This window comes from Cytobacillus sp. T106 (genome assembly GCF_040492155.1).
GTDB classification, from domain to species: domain Bacteria; phylum Bacillota; class Bacilli; order Bacillales; family Cytobacillaceae; genus Bacillus_AB; species Bacillus_AB infantis.
Window position 1 is genome coordinate 437,644 of record NZ_JBEUMK010000003.1, and the last position, 20,658, is coordinate 458,301.

At 45.5% G+C, this 20,658-nt stretch carries 20 protein-coding genes; 7 read left to right on the forward strand and 13 right to left on the reverse strand.

Annotated features, from left to right (window positions below):
• Nucleotides 1-18: 18 nt before the first annotated feature.
• The 4 genes from ABU165_RS09805 to ABU165_RS09820 all read right to left on the reverse strand — a co-directional run bounded on the left by ABU165_RS09805 (nt 19) and on the right by ABU165_RS09820 (nt 6,669).
• A complete protein-coding gene (locus ABU165_RS09805) occupies nt 19-1,365 on the reverse strand; it encodes a cytochrome ubiquinol oxidase subunit I (RefSeq protein ID WP_101550714.1) in 1,347 nt (448 codons plus the stop codon).
• Between the two features lie 228 nt (nt 1,366-1,593).
• Nucleotides 1,594-2,499: a DUF4349 domain-containing protein gene (locus ABU165_RS09810; protein ID WP_318060145.1), complete on the reverse strand. Its 906-nt coding sequence runs from the start codon at nt 2,497-2,499 to the stop codon at nt 1,594-1,596.
• Between the two features lie 585 nt (nt 2,500-3,084).
• Nucleotides 3,085-4,902 (reverse strand): ABC transporter ATP-binding protein, encoded by a 1,818-nt coding sequence (locus ABU165_RS09815; protein WP_318060146.1) that lies wholly within the window; start codon nt 4,900-4,902, stop codon nt 3,085-3,087.
• A 12-nt stretch (nt 4,903-4,914) separates the two neighbouring features.
• Nucleotides 4,915-6,669: an ABC transporter ATP-binding protein gene (locus tag ABU165_RS09820; RefSeq protein WP_022543664.1), complete on the reverse strand. Its 1,755-nt coding sequence runs from the start codon at nt 6,667-6,669 to the stop codon at nt 4,915-4,917.
• A gap of 197 nt (nt 6,670-6,866) precedes the next feature.
• On the opposite strand from ABU165_RS09820, the gene ABU165_RS09825 reads away from it, so the two are divergent.
• Nucleotides 6,867-7,751 (forward strand): mechanosensitive ion channel family protein, encoded by an 885-nt coding sequence (locus ABU165_RS09825; protein WP_318060147.1) that lies wholly within the window; start codon nt 6,867-6,869, stop codon nt 7,749-7,751.
• A gap of 91 nt (nt 7,752-7,842) precedes the next feature.
• Here the strand turns inward: ABU165_RS09825 and ABU165_RS09830 are convergent, their stop codons facing one another.
• The 3 genes from ABU165_RS09830 to ABU165_RS09840 all read right to left on the reverse strand — a co-directional run bounded on the left by ABU165_RS09830 (nt 7,843) and on the right by ABU165_RS09840 (nt 10,725).
• A complete protein-coding gene (locus ABU165_RS09830; protein WP_022543663.1) occupies nt 7,843-8,964 on the reverse strand; it encodes an N-acetyldiaminopimelate deacetylase in 1,122 nt (373 codons plus the stop codon).
• 95 nt (nt 8,965-9,059) lie between these two features.
• Nucleotides 9,060-9,770, reverse strand: coding sequence for a 2,3,4,5-tetrahydropyridine-2,6-dicarboxylate N-acetyltransferase (dapD, locus tag ABU165_RS09835; protein ID WP_009794321.1), 711 nt, complete (start codon nt 9,768-9,770; stop codon nt 9,060-9,062).
• Between the two features lie 70 nt (nt 9,771-9,840).
• The gene (locus ABU165_RS09840) at nt 9,841-10,725 is read right to left on the reverse strand and encodes a transcriptional regulator CcpC (RefSeq protein ID WP_009794320.1); all 885 of its coding nucleotides are present in this window, start codon (nt 10,723-10,725) and stop codon (nt 9,841-9,843) included.
• Nucleotides 10,726-10,835: 110 nt separating this feature from the next.
• Here ABU165_RS09840 and ABU165_RS09845 point away from each other — a divergent pair, with 110 nt between their 5' ends.
• Nucleotides 10,836-11,567 (forward strand): sulfite exporter TauE/SafE family protein, encoded by a 732-nt coding sequence (locus ABU165_RS09845; RefSeq protein ID WP_318060148.1) that lies wholly within the window; start codon nt 10,836-10,838, stop codon nt 11,565-11,567.
• Between the two features lie 53 nt (nt 11,568-11,620).
• Here ABU165_RS09845 and cbpB read toward each other — a convergent pair whose 3' ends face one another.
• Both cbpB and ABU165_RS09855 read right to left on the reverse strand, forming a co-directional pair.
• Nucleotides 11,621-12,067: a cyclic-di-AMP-binding protein CbpB gene (gene cbpB / locus ABU165_RS09850; protein WP_009794318.1), complete on the reverse strand. Its 447-nt coding sequence runs from the start codon at nt 12,065-12,067 to the stop codon at nt 11,621-11,623.
• Nucleotides 12,068-12,400: 333 nt separating this feature from the next.
• Complete coding sequence (locus ABU165_RS09855; RefSeq protein ID WP_094768870.1) at nt 12,401-12,637, reverse strand: YkuJ family protein; 237 nt, start codon at nt 12,635-12,637, stop codon at nt 12,401-12,403.
• Nucleotides 12,638-12,957: 320 nt separating this feature from the next.
• On the opposite strand from ABU165_RS09855, the gene ABU165_RS09860 reads away from it, so the two are divergent.
• Both ABU165_RS09860 and ABU165_RS09865 read left to right on the forward strand, forming a co-directional pair.
• On the forward strand, nt 12,958-13,926 hold the full coding sequence (locus tag ABU165_RS09860; protein WP_035402799.1) for an MBL fold metallo-hydrolase: 969 nt from the start codon (nt 12,958-12,960) through the stop codon (nt 13,924-13,926).
• 69 nt (nt 13,927-13,995) lie between these two features.
• Nucleotides 13,996-14,232, forward strand: coding sequence for a glutaredoxin family protein (locus ABU165_RS09865; protein WP_009794315.1), 237 nt, complete (start codon nt 13,996-13,998; stop codon nt 14,230-14,232).
• Between the two features lie 32 nt (nt 14,233-14,264).
• Here the strand turns inward: ABU165_RS09865 and ABU165_RS09870 are convergent, their stop codons facing one another.
• From ABU165_RS09870 to ABU165_RS09880, 3 genes are all read right to left on the reverse strand, one after another.
• Complete coding sequence (locus ABU165_RS09870) at nt 14,265-14,921, reverse strand: DUF3993 domain-containing protein (RefSeq protein WP_318060149.1); 657 nt, start codon at nt 14,919-14,921, stop codon at nt 14,265-14,267.
• A 462-nt stretch (nt 14,922-15,383) separates the two neighbouring features.
• Nucleotides 15,384-15,623: a hypothetical protein gene (locus tag ABU165_RS09875; protein WP_009794313.1), complete on the reverse strand. Its 240-nt coding sequence runs from the start codon at nt 15,621-15,623 to the stop codon at nt 15,384-15,386.
• A 69-nt stretch (nt 15,624-15,692) separates the two neighbouring features.
• The gene (locus tag ABU165_RS09880; RefSeq protein WP_129611828.1) at nt 15,693-16,907 is read right to left on the reverse strand and encodes an EAL domain-containing protein; all 1,215 of its coding nucleotides are present in this window, start codon (nt 16,905-16,907) and stop codon (nt 15,693-15,695) included.
• 193 nt (nt 16,908-17,100) lie between these two features.
• On the opposite strand from ABU165_RS09880, the gene ABU165_RS09885 reads away from it, so the two are divergent.
• On the forward strand, nt 17,101-17,859 hold the full coding sequence (locus tag ABU165_RS09885; RefSeq protein ID WP_318060150.1) for a C39 family peptidase: 759 nt from the start codon (nt 17,101-17,103) through the stop codon (nt 17,857-17,859).
• Between the two features lie 40 nt (nt 17,860-17,899).
• On the opposite strand, the gene fadH is transcribed toward ABU165_RS09885, so the two are convergent.
• On the reverse strand, nt 17,900-18,661 hold the full coding sequence (gene fadH / locus ABU165_RS09890) for a 2,4-dienoyl-CoA reductase (protein WP_101550728.1): 762 nt from the start codon (nt 18,659-18,661) through the stop codon (nt 17,900-17,902).
• A gap of 237 nt (nt 18,662-18,898) precedes the next feature.
• On the opposite strand from fadH, the gene ABU165_RS09895 reads away from it, so the two are divergent.
• Together ABU165_RS09895 and ABU165_RS09900 are read left to right on the forward strand one after the other, a co-directional pair.
• The gene (locus ABU165_RS09895; RefSeq protein WP_094768868.1) at nt 18,899-19,765 is read left to right on the forward strand and encodes a metallophosphoesterase; all 867 of its coding nucleotides are present in this window, start codon (nt 18,899-18,901) and stop codon (nt 19,763-19,765) included.
• A gap of 66 nt (nt 19,766-19,831) precedes the next feature.
• Entirely contained in the window at nt 19,832-20,344 is a 513-nt protein-coding gene (locus ABU165_RS09900) for a L,D-transpeptidase family protein (RefSeq protein ID WP_180827372.1), read from the forward strand.
• Nucleotides 20,345-20,658 lie beyond the last annotated feature (314 nt).

Below are 20,658 nucleotides of genomic sequence, written 5' to 3' on the forward strand. Positions count from 1 at the left end.
CTCCCACCCCTTCCCAGTTTATTGGCCTATGCCCGGAGAGTCCGGGAAACGGTCATTAAATTCGGCTTGTGCCGGCTTATTTCTGAACATTTTAAGCAGCACAGTGACTGTGATGATCCCCAATACAATGTACAAAGCTAAAAACATCAAGAAGGTCACGCCCACATTATCTGCCTGTGTAGCCCCCTCCGCCACCTTCATATAGCCTCTTAATATCCAGGGCTGTCTGCCGACCTCGGCATAGATCCAGCCGAATTCGATTGCGAGCATGGATAGAGGCCCTGAGCAGACAATGAGGAACAGCAGCCACTTTTTCAAAGGGTTAGCCTTTTTCCAATATGACAGAAAGACAAACAGCGCAGAAATGCCGAGAGCAAAGAAGCCGATTGAAACCATCGAATCAAACAGATAGTGGATCCATAGCGGAGGCCGCTCATCTTCCGGAAATTCATTCAGGCCAATCACTTCTGTATCAAAGGAGCTGCCTGCAAGGAAGCTCAGTGCATTTGGTATACGGATTTCATTCCTTATTTCATTGTTTTCATCAATCGTCCCAAAGACGATCAGATCAGCGCCTTTTTCTGTTTCGAAATGCCATTCAGCTGCAGCCAACTTTTCCGGCTGCTCTTTTGCAAGGAATTTTGCTGAAATATCACCTGCAATGGCAGTTGCCAGAGAAAAAAGCAGACCGCAAATCATTGTAAGCTTCAGTGCTTTCCGGTGATATTCAGACCCCCTGCCCCTCAGAATGGCAAAGGCAGCGAGGCTCGCCAGTATGAAAGCAGCTGTCATATATGACGATGTAAGGACATGCAGCACCTTTGACGGGGTTGCCGGATTGAACATAGCAGCGAGCGGGTCAATCTCCGTGATGGTCCTGCCTTCAAGCTTGAATCCCTGCGGAGTATTCATAAATGCATTAACCGTAGTAATGAAAAATGCAGAAGCAGAAGAGCCGATGATGACGGGTATTGAAAGCAGCCAATGATGAAGCGGCTTTTTGAACCGGTCCCATGTATAAAGGTAGATGCCCAGGAAGATGGCTTCAAAAAAGAAAGCAAAAGTTTCCATGAAGAGCGGCAGGCTGATTACATGGCCTGCAATCTGCATAAAGCTCGGCCATAAAAGAGAAAGCTGTAAGCCGATGCAGGTCCCGGTTACTACCCCGACCGCCACTGTGATGGTGAAGCCCCTTGCCCATCTGCGTGCCAGGAGGATATAATGATCATCCTTTTTCCTGATCCCAATGAATTCAGCTGCTGATATCAGCACAGGCACACCAACGCCGATGGTGGCAAAAATAATATGAAAAGCAAGAGTTAAAGAAGTGAGCATCCTGCTCAATGTGACACTATCCAATTCCATCTTCCAGCCTCCAGACATCTATATTTTCATTTTTTGCTTCTTTGGCTCCATAAGAGCATTTTCATTCCGTATGTATGTCCATTATCCTGAGCTGCTTCAGACTGTCTTTTACCCTAATTCATATGGATGCAATCTTATTCAAATGTAAAGAAAGCCTGAAAATATCCCAGCCGCTTGTGCAAATTCAAAAGAAAAAGCCGGAATGTACCACATTCCGGCGTCTTTCGGTCATGAATCCTTTTTCTGTCTATATTTCCTGTAAGTTATATAGCAAATGACCCCAATAACTCCAAGGAGCATAAGCACAGGAAGGTTCCCGGCTACGAACACAAACAGCCCGGAAAATGCAGAAAGCAGGAAGCTAAGACTTTCTGTAAACTGCTCTTTCGTTCTCTCCCACGTTTTCAAATCGGTTTTATCGATTGAAGGGGTCTGATCCTCATAGAGGCTGACCGTTACAGTCGAAAAATCAGTCTGGTTCTTCAAATAGTTGATTCTTCCGGCCAGCTGTTCGATTTCCTCCTGAATTCCGGCAAGGTCCTGTGAAATCTTTAGCAGATCTTCAGTTTTTTCAGCCTTTTCCATAAAAGAGATCAGCCGCTCTTCAACAACTCTCTTGGACCGCAGGCGGGACTCCAAATCCACATATTCTTCTGTCACGTCCTGGCCGCTTACATGTCTGTTATCCACTTTATAGGCTGTACCTTCAGCATCATTCAAGAATTGATTAAAGTTCTTCTGGGGGATTCTGATCACCAGTGTACCGCTAAGCTGCCTCTCATCATCCCGATAACTGCTGGATTCCACAATGAACCCGCCGTATTGGGCCGCTTTTGACTCGAGTGCTGTTTGTGCTTTCATGAAGTCCTTTACCCTAAGATCCAATTCTGCGTTGTAAATAACCATCCTATCAGCCGCTGTACTCTGATCCGCCCCCTTTGCTTCGTTCCCGCCGCTGCTTATCTCTGACCCAGCATCCTGTTCAGCTGACTCAGCGGCAGACTCAGCTTTTTCATATGAACTCTCAGATTTGCCAGCTGAATCGGAAGCTTGTTCACTTTTGCTTTCTCCGCTGCTGCAGCCGAAGAGAATCATCGAGCTCAAACATATGAATAGCACCACTTTCCACTTCATAACATATCCCCCTTAAAATCGGCTCTTTTATTAGCAGACGCAAAGATTGCAGAAAAGTTACATTTTCATGAAGATTATTACAAATAACACAAAAAGCCACCAAATGGTGACTTTTTTTCAAATGAATATAAAGCGAATTATGCAGGCGTTGCCACAGGACGTGGCGTTCTTAGTCTGCGTTCCTTAGTGATCGAGGCTTTTCCGCATTTCTACCTGTCCAGCTCCGGCGGCTAGAGCCTCGAGTCATAAGCCACGCCAGAATTAAAGGCAAAGAACGCCTTTTATTCTGCCGCGTCTTATGCTTGTCGGCTCTGGGCAAGCCGCCTCCGCTTTTCTTTCTGTCCAGCTCCAAAGCCTAGCCCCTCGAGTCATAAGCCAATCAGGCCAGAAGGTTAAAGAACAACCTTCCGTCCTGCTCGTCTTATGCTTGTCGGGGCTGATCGAGGCTTTTCCGCATTTCTAATCTGTCCAGCTCCGGCGGCTAGAGCCTCGAGTCATAAGCCACGCCAGAATTAAAGGCAAAGAACGCCTTTTATTCTGCCGCGTCTTATGCTTGTCGGCTCTGGGCAAGCCGCCTCCGCTTTTCTATATAGCATCCAGCATTGTAAATTGTGCTTTTACCAGCTGGAAGTATTGGCCTTTTTTGTCCATCAGTTCTTCGTGGCTTCCTTCTTCAAGGATGCTGCCATGGTCCAGTACGAAGATTTTGTCAGCATCGCGTATGGTTGACAATCTGTGGGCAATGATGATGGCTGTCCTTCCCTTTAAAAGGGTTTTAAGGGCTTCCTGTATCCTCATTTCGGTTTCGGTATCAATGCTGGCAGTTGCTTCATCAAGAATCAGGATGCGCGGATCGGCGAGCAGTGCCCTTGCAAAGGATAGAAGCTGCCTTTCTCCGACTGAGAGAATATTTCCCCTTTCCTCAACTTCTGTCTCATAGCCTTTAGGGAGATTGCGGATGAAATCAGCTGCTCCGACTGCCTCGGCCGCACGGATTACTTCTTCCTCAGAGGCATCCGGCCTGCCGAAGCGGATATTTTCTGCAATTGTACCGGAAAAAATAAAAGTATCCTGCAGCACTACGCTGATTTTAGCCCGCAGGCTCTTTAATGAAACATCCCTTAAATTATGACCGTCAATCAAAACCGATCCTTCGGTAGGATCATAAAAACGGCTGATCAGATTCGCAATGGTTGTTTTTCCTGACCCGGTATGGCCGACCAGGGCAGCAGTCTGGCCTGCTTTTATTTCCAGATTGATCCTGTTTAATGCCGTTCTCTTGGAATCATAGGAGAACTCTGCATCCTTAAATTGAATCTGGCCCTTCATATCATCCAGGACAATCGCATTTTCAGATTCTGACACGATCGGTTTTTCATCAAGGAATTCGAAGATCCGCTCAGATGAGGCCATACCCATCAGAAGCTGGTTATAGACCATACCAAGCCTTGAAATCGGCTCCCAGAACATTCCCAGATAAAAAGCAAAAGATACGAACACACCGATGGTTATGCTGCCGTTCTGTATCAAGTGGGCTCCATACCAGATCAGTGCTGCAGTACCGAAAGCATTGGTCAATTCTACAAGCGGCCTGAACATGGCATTTTTTTGTGAAGCCTGCCTCCAGCTTTCGAAATTCTCGTTGTTCACACCATCAAAAAACATCATATTTTCTTTTTCCTGTGTAAACGCCTGGGTAACCCTGATCCCCTGCAGACTCTCATTCAAATGGGAGTTGAGCTTTGACTGCTTCAGCCTTACCGTCTGCCAGGACCTCCTGATATTCCTGCGCAGGCTCGTCGAGATAAAAAACATGATCGGCAGAATGACCATAATGGCCAATGTCAGCTGCGGGCTTAACGTGAACAGGATGACAAAAATGCCGCAAAGCAATATAAGGTCCATCAGCAGGTTAATGACACCGTTTGTAAACAGTTCCTGCAGGGAGTTGATATCATTCATGATCCTCACAAGGATGGATCCTGCAGACCGCTGATCAAAGAAACGGTGTGACAGGGTCTGGACATGGGCGAATAAATGCTTCCTTAAATCATAGATAACATTCTGGCCAAGGGCATTCATCCATTTGATCCTGAAAATATTAGCTATATAAGAACTCGTATATAAGGCAGCAATGATAATGACGAGGGTAGTGAGCAGCCCTGTGTCTTTGTCCTTCAGCGCCTTATCAAGTGTATAAACCCCGATCATAATCGGGATGATCAATCTAACTGCAGTCGTGATCAATACCATAAGGATCGACAAAGGGAGCAGCTTCTTGCGGTACGGCTTCATATAGCTGAACAGCCGGAACATCTGCTTCCAGTTAAACGGTTTTTCAATGACATCATCTGTTGAGTAATGGAATCTTTTCAATACTGTTTCTTTTGCTGTCTCCTTCAAGCTCACCCCTCCTTAGCTTATTTGAGATTGGAGGACCTTTTGATGGTCCTTGTATTGAATATCGTAAATCCGCTGATATGGACCGTTATTCTTCAGCAGATCTTCATGCCGGCCCCTTTCAGCAATGCGGCCGTCTTTAAAAACAAGGATTTCATCAGCATGCTTCAAGGAAGAAATCCTGTGAGCGATAATGAAGGTCGTCCGCCCCTTCATGACTTCCTTTAGTGCCTGCTGGATATTAAATTCTGTCGTCATATCCACTGCAGAGGTAGCATCGTCCAGGATAAGGATGCCGGGGTCTGTGCAGATCGCCCTGGCTATTGCGATCCTCTGTTTCTGGCCGCCGGACAGGCCCATTCCTCTTTCCCCGAGCATGGTATCATACCCTTCAGGCAGTTCCATGATGAATTCATGCGCCTGTGCCCGTTTAGCAGCATCCATGATTTCTTCTATGGAAGCTTCAGGTCTTCCATAAGAAATATTTGCTTTAATGGATGAAGAAAACAGGAAAGATTCCTGAAGGACAAAGCCTATTCCGCTTCTCAGCGCTTCAAGTGAATAGTCCCTGACATTTCTTCCATCAATCAGCACTTCCCCTGAAGATGCTTCGTAAAAGCGCGTCATCAGCTGGGTTACGCTTGTTTTGCCTGAACCGGTTGCACCGATGAGCCCGATTGTCTTGCCAGGATGCGCCTTGAATGAAACGTCATGGAGCGCCTCTTTATCTTCCTTTGTGTACTGTAAGGATACAGACTTGAAGTCTACCTCCCCATGGATCCTGTCGGGTTCGGCAGCATGGTCAGTCTCTTTGATTTCATTTTCTGCTTCCAGTATCTCCAGCAGCCTCTCGCCCGAAGCCTTGGCCTGGGAAAATAGATTGATGACAAATCCGAGGTTCATAATCGGCCACATTATATACCATACAAGACTGTAGAATGCTACAAGCTCCCCTGGCTGCAGGGATCCGTCTATTACGAGATACCCGCCATAAGAAAGCAGGAGAACGACACTGAGATTTCCCAGGAACTCCATAAGCGGGAAATATTTTGCCCAGATATCGGAGGTGAATAAATAATTGTCTTTATAGTCCTCATTGGACCGGTTGAACTTCCCTATTTCAAAGTCTTCCCTTGAAAGGGATTTCACCGTATTGATGCCGCTGATATTTTCCTGCACCTTTGTATTCAGCTTTCCGAACGACTTCCTGATGCCCCTGAAGGCAGGATGGACAGCTTTATCAAATTTAAAGGTTACCACAGCAAGAAACGGCAGGGTTGCAAGTGTCACTAAGGTAAGCGGCACTGAGTAATAAAACATAACAGAGAAACTGATGCCGATAAGCAGGATGAAACGGATCAGCTCTGAAAATCCGAAGGACAGGAAAAACCTGAACCCCTCGACATCTGCTGTCAGCCTTGACATGATATCCCCTGTTTTTGCATTATCGTAATACTTGAATGGAAGGAACTGCAGTTTTTCATACAGTGAGTTTCTCAGTTTATATACGGATGTGATGCCAAATAGATCTCCAGTATATTGATGAATATAAGTTGCAATTCCTTTAACGAACATGATGCCGATGAAGCCGAAAGCTAAATAGGGAATCCATTCATATTTCCCTCCCAGCACCACCTCATCAATGGTCAGCTGAAGAATCATCGGATAAACCACCGTAATGCCTGTCACAGCCAGCAGGAATACCATCGACCAAATAAAATATTTCTTATAGGGCCAGTAATATTCCTTAAGTTTCTTAAATATTTCCAATTCCATTTCCCCCTCTCTCGTTGTTAAGAATTGAAAAATAAAAGACCGTAATACTAAATATAACGGTTATCGAAATAATTATCTATAGTTTTCAATCTGAATTTTCCAGTTTTTTTGATTATTTAAAATCTGGTTTTCTTTTCTGCCGGGAAGGGGATTTGTTGTTCAGCCCGCTGTATGTTTGTTAGAATGAAAAAATGCTTACATATGAAAGGATTGATTTTTTGAATTTAAGAGAAGCTGGAGAGTATTTTGGAAATATTGATTGGGGAGCCCTCGCTTTCTCTGCAGGGGCAGCCATTCTAAAACTTGCAGCCATCCTCATCATTTTTTTGATTGTAAGAGCTGCAGGCGGCAGGCTTATTTCAAAGAGCTTCGACACTTTTGAACAGCGGGAGAATATTTCTTCGGCACGGGCCCAGACGCTTAAAAGCCTGACAAGCAATGTTTTTTCTTATGTACTGATTTTTATTGTTACCGTAACCGTCCTGCAGATTTTTGGGATCCAGGCTACTGCTATCCTCGCTGGTGCCGGTGTTGTGGGTCTTGCTATTGGCTTTGGCGCCCAGGGCCTTGTGAGCGATGTGGTTACAGGCTTCTTCCTGCTTCTTGAGAAACAGATAGATGTAGGGGATTATGTCACAGCTGCCAGCTTTTCCGGCATTGTCGAGCAGGTTGGCCTCAGAACAACGCAGATCAGGGGATTTGATGGAACGCTCCATTTTGTACCCAACAGGGAGATTACGAGCCTGAGCAATCATTCCCGCGGAAACATGAGAGCACTTGTCGATATTGGCATTTCCTATGACGATGACATCGATAAAGCAATCATGGTTCTCCAGGAGGCATGCGACAAGGTGAAAGCGGGTAACGAGAGCATCATGGACGGACCGAATGTGATAGGCATACAGTCTCTTGGCTCCTCGGACGTGGTTCTGCGCATTATAGCAAAAACGCAGAATATGGAGCAGTGGGGCGTTGAACGGGAATTGCGCAAAGCGCTGAAAGAAGCGCTCGACGCCAACGGCATTGAAATCCCGTATCCGCATCAGGTTTATATTGAAAAAAACAGCAGTAATTGAAGAAGGCCGGGCAGATGTTTATCGGGCTGCAAAATTTTATATTAAAAAAGGATGGTCCTCATCGGATCATCCTTTTATCTTTCTTGCAGCTTTATTGGTTCCCTTTATATTCCAAATAAGCCGTCATATAAGAGATTGCTTTTTCTATTGCCTCTTCCTTTGGCTGCAGCCGGGAATGATGCAAACCGAATTCCGAATCTGCCCCCAGCCAGAACATGAACCCCGGAATTTCGCTCAGCATATAGCCAAAATCTTCGCCTGTCATCGCTTCCTTGCATTCAATCACCTCTGCTTCAGTTCCGGTGCGCAAAAAGTCCATGAACTCCCTCGTGAGCACTTCGTCATTATAGACCTGATGGTACATGGCACCATAATCTATCGTCGCTTCGCATTCAAAGCCGGCTTCGGTGCCTTTGACCAGAGCCTCTATCCTTTTCTTCACCCTTGCCATGGATTCCACAGAAAGGGTCCTGATTGTCCCCTCGAGCCTTGCTTTCTCGGCGATAATATTCTGGACCGTCCCGCCGGTGATTTTTCCAATCGTAATGACCGCACTGTCCAGAGGATCAACATTTCTTGCTATGACCGTTTGAAGCTGTGAGACAAGTGAGCATGCAGCGACTATCATGTCATTTGTTTGATGAGGATAGGCGGCATGCCCTCCTTTTCCCTTTAAATCAATAAAAAGCTCTGAAGTATTCGCAAAGAGGAGCCCTTCTTTAACGGCAACCGCCCCCGCCGGGTATTCTGGAGCGATATGGAGTGCCGCAATCATATCAGGGCGCCATTCTTTCATAATATCCGATTTCAGCATTGGCTCCGCACCGCCAGGTCCCTCCTCTGCAGGCTGGAAGATAAACAAAAGATCATCTTTTACACGGTTTTCCGAAAAATAGGCAATAAGGCCAAGGGCAATGCTCATGTGGAAATCATGTCCGCAGGCATGCATATTGCCTTCATGCCGGGATGAAAATCCGAAGCCCGTTTCCTCGGTAATCGGAAGGCCGTCGATATCAGCTCTATAGCCGATCAGCTTGCCAGGCATTGTCCCGTTCAGTTTTACAAAAATGCCTGTTTTCCATGTTCTGATCTCCATATTGGCCTGGTCAAGTGTCCCCAGATAATCAAGCAGATACTGCTGTGTTTTGAACTCTTTATATCCCAGCTCGGGAATCTGGTGCAGATCCCTTCTAATCTGAATGAACCGATTCATATGTTCTCTCTCCTTTAAATGTGAAAATCCTGCGTAAAAAAGGTACAAAAAAGGACCGGTCTCCCTTTTGGAAGGCACGGTCCTCCAGCCTGCCTTTACAGCTGGCGAAGCTCCTGCTTGATTTCAGTCTTTGATTTTGTCTTTTCGTCAATTTCCTTGATGACGCGTGCCGGAGTGCCAGCCACTACTGTGTATGGAGGAACATCATCAATAACAATGGCGCCTGCTGCAACAACAGCACCCTTGCCTACTGTAACGCCCTCCAGGACAACGGCATTTGCTCCGATGACTACGTCATCTTCAACGATAACCGGCTTGGCTGAAGGCGGCTCAATGACACCTGCAAGAACAGATCCCGCCCCGATATGGCAATTCTTCCCGACAGTCGCACGGCCTCCAAGGACCACATTCATATCAATCATCGTGCCTTCGCCTACAACCGCTCCGATATTGATGGAAGCACCCATCATGATTACTGCATTGTCCCCGATTTCAACCTGATCCCTGATAATGGCACCCGGCTCGATCCTCGCCTTGATGTTTTTCATGTCAAGCAATGGGATCGCTGAATTGCGGCGGTCATTTTCCACAACATAGTCTTCAATCTGTGAAGCATTTGCTTCAAGCGCCTGGCTGATTTCAGCCCACTCTCCAAACACTACTGCAGTATTGCCGGTTAAGAAGGTTTTAGCAGACGGACCGAAATCCAATCCTTCCAAATCGCCCTTTACGTATAATTTAACCGGTGTTGATTTTGTGCTATTTTGTATGAATGAGATAATCTCATTTGCGTCCATCATTTTCATGTGACAGGCCTCCTATGTATGTAACTAGCATTACTTTAACAAACAAAAGCACCGAAAACAAGAAAAAAACCTAATTTCCCCCCTCTTCTACATGCTCTCTTATCAATTCCGCAAATGCTCTTACCTGCTTCAGCCTGAAGGCAGACTCATAGCCCAGCAGCCAAGTATCCCGTTCTATTGGTTCATTGTTCTCATCCAATAACGGAATCTTAAATATATCCTTTTCTGCTCCGTTAAGCGTGATTGCCGGAAGGATGGCATAGCCGATGCCATTAAAGGCCATTTGTTTGCATGTTTCAATCTGATCTACAACAACAGTCCTTTTAGGCGGGGTCTTGAATTGCCTCATCCACCAGTCCTGGATTTCCTGATAATAATTAGAGTCGCTTTTGAACTGGATGAATGGCCGGTCTGTTTCAAGCACCTGCTCAGGCCGGGTGATTTCCTTGTCAACAAGGTAGAGGCTGTCCTTGAACAGATGGATTTTGACTCCCTTCCAGTCAGGAGTTCCGCGAATGATGCCGATATGTACCTGATCTTCATACAGAGATTTGGAAATTTCGCTGCTCCAGCCTGTCATAAGGGATATTTTAGCCTGAGGATACCGGCTGATATACTTTTTCAAAACCTGGGGAAGCCAGTTCTGCCCGACAATGGAAGCAACGGCCAGCTTTAAAGTCCCATGCACCTCTGAGTTAAGGGCCCCGATGGATTCTTTGACCTTTTCTTCTCTTCCAATGACCTCATTGGCAAACTGAATCACCAGCTCGCCGGCAGGGGTCAGGGTAAGACCCTTCTGAGAACGCACAAACAATTTGGTTTCCCATTCTTTTTCAATCGACTGCAGCCTTTGCGACAGGGCAGGCTGTGAGACAAAGAGCCGTTCCGCCGCCTTTCTCATATTCATTTCCTGAGCCAGGACCGATAATAGATGAAATTCAGAAAGTGCTGACATATAATCTTCCCCTTATTCACTTTATAACTTTTTCTTATATTATATCTTAAAAATTTCCGATTTTCATTATGAACATGAAATGAATACAATGATAGCGAAGGAGGGATGAAATGGAATATACTCTTTTAATATTTATAGGTTTTTTGTCTGCTTTTATCGGAACACTTGCCGGGAGCGGCGGACTTATCGGAATGCCCTCCATGCTCCTGCTCGGCATTCCTGTCCACACTGCAGTTGCGGCGGCTAAATTTTCAAATATCTTCAGTTCTTTCTCCAGCTTTTTCTATCTGCTGCGGAAAAGGGAAATTGGTTTGAGAGACTGTTTACAGACTCTGCCTTTCGGGCTTGCGGGAGGAGCCACAGGCGCTCTACTGGCCAACAGCTTCCCGGAAAAAGCCATGACGATGCTTGCAGCTTCCCTGCTGGTTTTTGCGCTTGTCATCACAATGCTGAAGAAGCCGGCGGAAACTGCCGGCGAGTCAGGCATCACACCGCGATTATTTCCGTCCATCTATTTTATAGGGGCATATGACGGGCTCTTTGGACCTGGCCAGGGAACCCTGCTTATGTATACCTTTTTGAATAAGGGATTTAATTATATCAGGGCGGTGGCTTTCAGCCGATTCCAGACATTCATCAGCTGCTTTGCATCGTTCACAATCTATCTTGCAGCAGGAAACTTCCAGCTCAGGCCTTCCCTCTGTCTGCTGACAGGATCTCTCCTCGGTGCCCATCTCGCTGTCAGGGCAGCTGGTAAAATCAATCCCCGCTGCCTGAAAAGGCTTCTTCATGGTATCACCATTCTCCTGATCATCCAGCTGTCAGCAAGACTGCTGCAATGATGCAGCCAAACTCTTTGTAAAGAAAAAAACAGCCCCCTCAGGAGCTGCTGAAATTATTTCCTGTTCAGTCTGCGCACATGCTTGTTCAGCCGGTCAAGGAGTGCTCTCCTTGTTAATATTCCCTCAAAGAAGCCGTCATCATTTTCGACGCAGACAAAGGGATGATCAACCAAAAGCTCTATTGCCAGCTTCATATCCGAATCTGCTTTTAGGCGGGGAATATTTTGATTCATGCATGCCTCCACCCGTTTTTCCTCCAATTTTTCAAACTCGATCCTTTCGATCCCGAGGATGGAATCCATGATGGAAGGAGTGCCTATGAGGCCGTGGAGTTTATAGCCTGGATCCAGTACAGGAATCGCTGTATAGCCGCTTTTGGTCAGCACAAGCACGGCATGCTCCAAGGTATTGCCAATTTGTACATGGGCTACCCTTTCAGAAGGGATCATAAGGTCCCTGATGCTTATTTCCAGATACTCACTACTGTGAAGACTTATCATAGCCGAAACTCCTCAAATGAAAGTGTTTACTTTTTCATTTTATCATATTTTTTCGGCGCTGGCCTTCTTACCCTTTGCTGGTAGGAATATCTTTTATGGTAAAACGGCATTTTGGGCATCTATAAATAACATTCTGGTTGGATTGTGCCGTTAATACCTGTTCCATGCTTTCATCCTCATGGCATTTCGGACATTCAACTGTCGGAAACATGGCTTCACCCCTTTTATCTATTAGGATAGACTGATTTTTGAAGTTTATCCTGATGCATAGGCAGGCATACTCATGAAAAACGCAAAAAAGGAACCTCGAGGGTTCCTTTAAAGGGAATTGCGTTATTGGATGAGATCAAAGATTTCAATTGTAATCATATCCATATTGTCAAACTGGTATCTTTTTGGCTTTTCTTTGTCATTATATACTTCCAGCTCGTATGTCTCTGTTTTTGGATGATAAGTAACCTGGCATTTTCTTTCGCCATTCACCTCAAAGAAACGCTGGGCGGGTTCCCCGCTGCTTGACTGTTCCTGTAAATTCTTTAGACGTGTTAATATACCTTGAAGCTGTGACATGCTCCCTCTCCTTTCGAACAAAACCAAATCAAATATATGCCGCCATTATATATGAAGGACATTGGAAACCAAATTCCAATCGGCAGCATCGGCGGAGCTGCTCCATCCTTAAGCCGGCGAACCTGCAAACGGGAAAGCTCCGTTCCTTTTCCTTCATACAAACCTTCATCTTGCTCTTAGGTTTCACTTTCAGCATGTTTCTATCCCAAAGATTTAAAATCAGAATATTCGAACCGTAATTCTTTACATGCCAATATTAACAGCATAAAATAATGACATGCTTTGTACAAGCAAAAGCTTCGGAAAAGGACGTGATTTTTTTGCAAAAGCCGGCAAAGTTAGCTGAAAAGCTTTTTTTAATCGATGGTTACGACCTGAATATGGAAGAGCGGACAGGAACTTACATATTGGCTGAAGACAGCCTTGCCATCATTGAAACCTCAGCAAGCCCTTCAGTCACAAGAATCCTTGATGGGCTCGAAGCGTTAAACCTCTCTGTCAAAGAAGTGAAATATATCATCCTCACCCACATTCACCTTGATCATGCCGGGGGAGCTGGACTTTTGCTCAAATCATGCCCGCAGGCAAAAGTGATGGTCCATCCAAAGGGCGAAAAACATCTGGCAGATCCATCCCGCCTGATTGCCGGAGCAAAAGCCGTATACGGCGATCAATTTGAAGCTCTCTTTGATCCGATACTCCCAATCCCGCCAGACAGGCTGGAAGCAATGGAGGATGGAAGGGAGCTGAGGCTGAGCGATACATGTACACTAGCCTTTTTTGATACACCAGGTCATGCAAACCATCACTTCAGTGTCTATTATCCCCCTGAAAACGGAATGTTTACAGGCGACACGGCTGGCATCTTCTATCCTCAGCTTTATAGGGAGGGCACTGAATTTTACTTGCCTTCCACTTCGCCAAATCAATTCAGTCCTGAAAAAATGCTGGCTTCCATCTCTTTGTATGAATCAAGAAAACTTGACTGCCTTTTCTTCGGGCACTATGGCATATCGCGAAATCCTGCAGAAGCATATTTTCAGGTCAGGAGCTGGCTTGAAATATTCATTGAAGAAGCAGAAACAGCCTTTCACGCCGCTTCACATAATGAAGCACCTGGCCAAATAGCCTCTCGCCTCAAAAAGAGGGTCTTTGCCCATTTAAGCCAAAAGGGCATTGCGGACGACCATCCTATATACAGCCTGCTGTCACTTGATTTAGAAGTGTCAGCGATGGGGCTTGCGGATTATTTGGCAAAAAGGGACAATAAAACGGAAAAACTGCGGTAAAGAGCATAATAGCCTTTCATTAAAATATGGTATATTTGATGTGCAACGAAAATTAAGGAGCAAATTCAAATGAAGCAAATTACCCTGTATTCTCAGCCAGACTGCCCGCCATGCGAGATTTCCAAGCGCTTCCTCCAGGAATACGGCTTTTCATATGAAGTGAAGGATATCAGCACCGATAAAAAAGCCAGAGAAGAATTAACCAAAAGATATAATTCCTACTCCACTCCAACCTTTGTGATCGATCAAACCGTCATAACTGGTTTTGACCTGGAAAAGTTAAAAGCAGAGCTGAATATCGAATAGGAAGAAGAGCAGGCTGCAGCCTGCTCTCTTCTTTATGCCTCCATCAGCAGCAGCCTTTTATCACTGCCGCTCAGGGTCAGGCCGGGAACCGGCAAAACGCTGCCGGCCATCGGTTTAAGATTATCCGCATCCCTTGAGAATCCGGTCCTGTCATTGGATCCTTTGTATACTAAATCAGAAGTCGCACTTGATAATATATTCAGGGGCGCCTCATCATAAAGCCATTCTGCCACTTTCCAGCCTGAATCAGTTTTTTCGATCCGGATGCCTTCATAATGTCCTGCATAAGCAGTTGGACCTTCGTTCATAGCTGGAAAATATTCAAATACAAGAATTTTTTCAGGATCAATGACCACTTTCGTCTCCTCCGTAAACTCAAAGAACGGTATATAATACAAACCAAAGTCAGTTCCGTAAATAATATTCCCGTTCACTTCCTCCGACAGGTTCTCCTGCAGAAAGAGGCTTGCATAGCTGTCTGTAAAATAAGGGTCAAGAACAGCTTCTATCTCTTCCAGCGATCTTGGCTCCTCACTCAGAGATGTCTGCGCTTCAAAAGCACTTTCCAGGAACTGCAGCACCTCTTCCCTGTTTTCCAGAGCATGGTCTTCAGCAGCTGCACCTGCCTTCGGAAGCATAAACGCCAGAATGGCTGCAGCAGACAGGATAATCATCCTTTTTATATACACAAATCCTTCCTCCTCATTGTTTATTTGTCATAATCCGTGAAATTAAAAACACATGAAATTTTTAGAACAGTTCTTACATTTATTAAAGAAATTACCCGATTTAAGGAAGGACTAACAGTTTTCAAGGAATTTCACCTGTACATTTATTGGAAGAACCAAAGCGCAAGCTCTTAATCATCCAGACAAGCATTAGACGAACCTCCCAGAAAGGCGTTCTTTGCCTTTTTGGGAGGGTTTGGCTTGTGACATCGGCGGAGCTGCTGGACGTTGATGAAATATTCCAAATAATTCACAGACATAGGTTTAATAATTTCTTGAATAATAGGATTTATTAAACATTATTGTTGATTTGGGGCTGTATTTCAGCTGGCTGAAATACAGCCCCAAATCAACAGGGAACACTAACACAGCCAAATAATAAAAAGAGACTGCCTGAACGGCAGTCCCTCCTTTTCATATCAGCTACCAGCTGACTGTAGTTGTGTAGTAGGCAATAAAGATGACTAAAAGAATGAAGCAGATGGCATATGTCAGAATGACAGGATTCCGGATGTAAGGATGATCCTGCACCTGCCGGGAAATGCTTGAATCCATATCTCCCTTTACCGCTCTCTGATTTCGCGCGATGGACATCGTATATAATAAGCCGGTCAGCAGAATGCCTGCAGCGATGATCAGAAGGATGGTCATAAAAGCGCTCATTTGAATTCCCCCCGGGAAAGTAGTATTCCTAATGTGCCACTTACCTTCAGGGACTATACAGGAAAAATCTTATAACAGACCTTCCTGGTCATACAAGAAAGAATAAGCAATATCTATGAAAAGGTAATCCTTTGAATGCAAAGGGAAAGAAAAAGTCCTGATGGTTTCCCCTGTTTCAATATCACTGTACAGATCAGACAGGATTCCTTTTTGGTCATTTCTCATCCTCACTATGTTTTCAAGGAAGTATGGGCGCCAGCTCCAGTTCTTCCTGTAATATTTATGCTGGATGATCCAGTCTCCATCCTTTTTGAAGATATTGGGGGACTGCTGGAAGCCTTCCACATCGCATACGTACATCCTGAAAGCAACTCCATCCATTTCCCCCGACAATGCCAGCAGAAGCTCTTCATATTCCTGAATTTTCTTGTACTTGGACAAAAGCTCCTGGATTTTAGTCTGAAATCCTTCAGCAGCTGCATGGATCTTTTCCAGCTTCTTTGTTTCATGGAGGATAAAACGATGGAATTCAGTTTTCAGCTTTTCCTTCAGGTAATCTTTCTCGATAGTAGCAGCCTGGGGTGTGGACAAATAAAATCCCTGGTAGTATCTTCCGCCATTTTTCCAGGCGAACTGCAGCTGGTACACCATTTCAATATTTTCAAACAGGAGAGTCGCCCCGATTCTTCTTGCCAGGAGGGAAAGAGAATACAAAATATCACGGTAAGATGCAGCTGACGCATTCGACCTGAGACCCTTTAGGTCCGCTTTAATGATATCAGGGGAAAGCTGGCCGATCCTGTCAAGCCTGCTGCTGTCATTCCCCATATTGTCAACGGCTATCTTGATTCCGTACGTCCTGTAGTAATTAAGGAGGTGATCGAGGTGTTCAAGATCTCCCTTATAATTTCTTTCGGTAATCTCGAGTACAATTCTTTCGGGGCTGATGCCTTTATCCTGGTATTGCAAAAGGAGCTGCAGGAAATGCTCCCCGGAATCGTGCATGAGAAGACTAGCGTCCCGGTTGATGAAAATGAGCTCTTCCCCTTTCCTGCCGGCAAAATGATCGAGTGCTTTCATCAGGACCGTGTTATCCACTTCAAGCCTGTATTCTTCGGGGATGCTGTCATCCAGAAAAAACGGGCCAAGGCTTTCGGCCGAGCCGCCGGCAGTAAATCTCCCCAATACCTCATAACCGATAACCTTATGTTCGTCAGCACTGAATATGGCCTGGAAATGCGGTATAACGCGGTCAAGTTCTGTTATTATATCCAATGCATCCATCGCTTTTCCCCGCCTTTCTTTTAAATTATTGGAGCCTGCCAAACAGGATGTAAGCACTCCCCGCAGCAGGCATATGGCCAAGTTCAACACCGCCGGAATAACTTTGGCCGGCCATGATAAAAATAAAACTGGAGCCGTTTCTTGATCTGGCATGGCCTGTTTTCGGAACGCCGGATAGAAGGAAGGGCCAGCCTTGAAAAATATGTATACGATCATCTTAATGCTTCCGCTGCTGGGCTGCAGCAGCCACCTCGACAAACAGGGGTCTGCAATGAAGGGCCAGTCTTCGGGTGAGATACAAGAAAACCTGTCAGCAGGCAAGGAGACTGCCGGGCAGCCTGAAAATGCTGCCGGCAGGGAGAAGGTTATATTGGATGTTCCGCTGATAAAGCAGAATCCTGAGCTGAAATATGGCTGTGAAGTGACGAGCCTTGCCATGATGCTCCAATACGCAGGAGTCAAGGCTGATAAAATGGACCTTTATCACAAAATAAAAAAAGATCCTGATCCAATTATAAAATCAAACAGGGATATTGTTCAATGGGGAAATCCTGCCCACGGGTTTGTCGGGGACATGACCGGAAAGCAAGCGGGCTATGCAGCCTTTGATAAACCGATCTTTGAACTGGCCCTGCAGTACCTTCCTGGCAGAGCAGTGAATCTGACGGGGAAATCCTTTGAAGACATTCTGTCACACGTAAGCCAGGGCTATCCTGCAGTAGTATGGACAACAGGTGATTACAGGCTTCCTGACCGATGGGAATCCTGGACGCATGAAGGAGAGTTAATTAAAACGCCGCTCGATTTGCATGCGGTAACCCTTGTAGGCTATGACTCACGGTTTGTTTATATAAATGACCCGCTGTCAGGCAAAAAACAGGTGCGCATCACAAAAGAAAAATTCAAATCCTCATGGCTTGCATTGAAATCCAGGGCAATTAGCTATAAATAAGAAAGAGCAGCGGCCTGATAGGCCGCTGTTCTCATAGCAGTTAAAAAGGATGCTGGTTGAGCCACTGGCCCCCATCCATTGAAATACATTCACCATTAATATAGGCAGCTTGTTCAGAAAAGAGGAAGAACGCAAGCCCGGCAATTTCCTCCGGCTTTCCAAGCCGGCCTAAAGGGACACTGTTCAAGGTTCTTTTCGCTGCTTCCTCTGACTCCCAAAGCTTTTCTGCACCGCCTGTCCTTTCAATAGGACCTGGCGCTATTGCATTAACACGGATGCCATACTTCCTGCCCCACTCAACAGCAAGCGTCCTTGTCATTGAAAGAACCCCCGCCTTAGCAGCCGCCGAGTGAATCACCCCCGGCCCGGCATCCCAGGCATAAGTGGCAACCATGTTGATGATGCTGCCTTTAATGCCCTTTTCAATCCAATACTTTCCGATTTCGCTGCTGCAGTAAAATGTTCCATTTAAAACGATATTAATGACTGAATTCCAGCCATTGGCGCTCAGGCTCTCTGCCGGGCAAATGAAGTTCCCAGCAGCATTATTGACAAGAAAATCAATGCTGCCAAAAGTATCATGTGCTTTTTCCGCCATCGCTTTAACATGCTCAGGCTCCCTGACATCCATTTGAAAAGGAAGCACTTCTCCCTTCGTTTCGATTTCCTTTTTAGCTTCCTCCAGCTTTTCCTTGTTGCGGCCGGTAATCATGACATTTGCTCCAGCTTCCGAGAATCTTTTTGCCATATATTTGCCCATCCCGCTCGATCCGCCGGTCACTATGACTGTTTTGCCTTCCATGAAAATCCCCCTCAAAAAATGAATAGTCGTTCATTATTCTATTTTAACATAAATGGAGAATTTTCTAATATTTTTAATATAAAATTATTAGAAAGAGATTTGGACAGAGTTTTTTTCTAATTTTTTCCTTTAATGTCACCTTGTTCTTCGATTTGCTGCGAATTGCCGCCTTCTTTTCCCCGCACTTGTCTGATAGTATAAATACGTATATTCATATATAGATAGGCTGGTAGATATATGACTAAAAAAATATCACGAAGATCATTTCTGAAAACAGCTGCCGGGTCTCTTTTGACAGCATTGGCGGCAGGCTCCGGAAGCTATTATTACGCGCGGGAGATTGAACCGAAGTTACTGGACACGGCCGTCCATAAGATAATAGATCCATCCATCCCGCAGGCCTTCAATAATTTCAGGGCTGTGCAATTCAGCGATACCCATATAGGCTTCCAGTACACGCTCGGCCAGCTTGAAAAACTCGCCGGCAAAATAAACAGCCTGGAGCCGGATATCATCTTCTTTACTGGGGATCTGATGGATGAGCCTAATAAATTCATGCAGGCAGAGCAGATTGTCTCAATCCTTGAGCAGCTTAATGCCCCTTTCGGCAAATTTGCCGTTTACGGCAACCATGACCACGGCGGTTACGGGTCCGATATCTATAAAAATATCATTGAAAAAAGCGGCTTCAGACTCCTCCTCAATGAGTCTCATCAAGTGAAGCTTGGAGAGAACAGCATTTATATAGCGGGAGTTGATGATGCCATGCTCGGAAGGCCCGATTTGAAAAAAACGGCAGGAAGCATTCCGGAAGGACACTACAGCATCCTCCTGTCACACGCTCCGGACCTGGCAGACAAGGCATATGAAAATTCCTTCCACTTTCAGCTGAGCGGCCACAGCCACGGAGGACAGGTTAAGATTCCGTTTTTTGGGGCACTGGTCACCCCGCCTTATGGACAAAAATACTATGAAGGCTTTTATACAATCGGCGACACAGACCCTTTGACTCTTTATGTCAATCGAGGGCTCGGCACTACAAGGCTTCCATTCAGATTTTTATCCAAGCCTGAGCTGACACTTTTCACCTTCCATTCCTCCTGAGAGCAGACATCTGCACTCAGGAGGAAAAATACAGCCGCTGGTGCATATGCTGTAATAAACCTGTGAATGGAGTGGCTGCTTATCTACCATACAGTAAGGCAAGGCGAAACCCTGACAAGCATCTCAATGGACTACCGCCGCCCGATTGCCCAGTTATTGGCCGCAAACCCGCAAATCAGCAACCCCAATCAGATTTATCAAGGGCAAAGAGTGATGATTCCCGGACTTCCTGAGCCTTCAGCAATCCCGTATTCAATAAGCATTACGTTATCCACCCGCCGCTTGTCTCTCCTTAAAAATGGAATCCTGCAAAAAACCTATCCTGTCGGCATCGGCAAGATGCTGACACAAACACCGCCAGGCGATTATGTAATTGTTAATCGCGAACCCAATCCTGGCGGTCCTTATGGCATCATGTGGCTTTCTTTATCAAAAGCAGGCTACGGGATCCATGGCACCAATAACCCTGCTTCCATCGGCAAGGCAGTCTCCAAAGGCTGTGTGCGGATGAATAACCAGGATGTACTGGAACTTTCCGGAATTGTACCAAATGGAACACGGGTTATGATTAGAAATTGAAAGAACCCCATCCTGCAAAGATTGGCAGGATGGGGTTTTCCATTTTGATTAGAAATATTGGCTGCCCGTAATCTTTCTATTAGTTTCTTCCTGCCGGATTTTCAAACAAATCAAAAAATAGGCTTTGTTAAACATTGCTGTTGATTTTGGGCTCATCGTGTGAAACTCTCGTTTGCGCGCATTTCTGCAGCCAGATATTCGTCCTGCCGAAAGAAATCTCGCTTTTTTGGCCGCAGGACGAATATCTGGCTAAAAATGAGCCCAAAACCAACAAGGTACACTAACACAGCCAAAATATAAAAAAGCCTATTGTG

What these genes read in the sequence shown, in the direction of transcription:
- ABU165_RS09805 (WP_101550714.1), bottom strand. Translation starts at nt 1,365, where the DNA reads ATGGAATTGGATAGTGTCACATTGAGCAGGATGCTCACTTCTTTAACT.
- ABU165_RS09810 (WP_318060145.1), bottom strand. Translation starts at nt 2,499, where the DNA reads ATGAAGTGGAAAGTGGTGCTATTCATATGTTTGAGCTCGATGATTCTC.
- ABU165_RS09825 (WP_318060147.1), top strand. Translation starts at nt 6,867, where the DNA reads ATGCTTACATATGAAAGGATTGATTTTTTGAATTTAAGAGAAGCTGGA.
- ABU165_RS09830 (WP_022543663.1), bottom strand. Translation starts at nt 8,964, where the DNA reads ATGAATCGGTTCATTCAGATTAGAAGGGATCTGCACCAGATTCCCGAG.
- dapD (WP_009794321.1), bottom strand. Translation starts at nt 9,770, where the DNA reads ATGAAAATGATGGACGCAAATGAGATTATCTCATTCATACAAAATAGC.
- ABU165_RS09840 (WP_009794320.1), bottom strand. Translation starts at nt 10,725, where the DNA reads ATGTCAGCACTTTCTGAATTTCATCTATTATCGGTCCTGGCTCAGGAA.
- ABU165_RS09845 (WP_318060148.1), top strand. Translation starts at nt 10,836, where the DNA reads ATGGAATATACTCTTTTAATATTTATAGGTTTTTTGTCTGCTTTTATC.
- cbpB (WP_009794318.1), bottom strand. Translation starts at nt 12,067, where the DNA reads ATGATAAGTCTTCACAGTAGTGAGTATCTGGAAATAAGCATCAGGGAC.
- ABU165_RS09855 (WP_094768870.1), bottom strand. Translation starts at nt 12,637, where the DNA reads ATGTCACAGCTTCAAGGTATATTAACACGTCTAAAGAATTTACAGGAA.
- ABU165_RS09865 (WP_009794315.1), top strand. Translation starts at nt 13,996, where the DNA reads ATGAAGCAAATTACCCTGTATTCTCAGCCAGACTGCCCGCCATGCGAG.
- ABU165_RS09875 (WP_009794313.1), bottom strand. Translation starts at nt 15,623, where the DNA reads ATGAGCGCTTTTATGACCATCCTTCTGATCATCGCTGCAGGCATTCTG.
- ABU165_RS09880 (WP_129611828.1), bottom strand. Translation starts at nt 16,907, where the DNA reads ATGGATGCATTGGATATAATAACAGAACTTGACCGCGTTATACCGCAT.
- fadH (WP_101550728.1), bottom strand. Translation starts at nt 18,661, where the DNA reads ATGGAAGGCAAAACAGTCATAGTGACCGGCGGATCGAGCGGGATGGGC.
- ABU165_RS09895 (WP_094768868.1), top strand. Translation starts at nt 18,899, where the DNA reads ATGACTAAAAAAATATCACGAAGATCATTTCTGAAAACAGCTGCCGGG.
- ABU165_RS09900 (WP_180827372.1), top strand. Translation starts at nt 19,832, where the DNA reads ATGGAGTGGCTGCTTATCTACCATACAGTAAGGCAAGGCGAAACCCTG.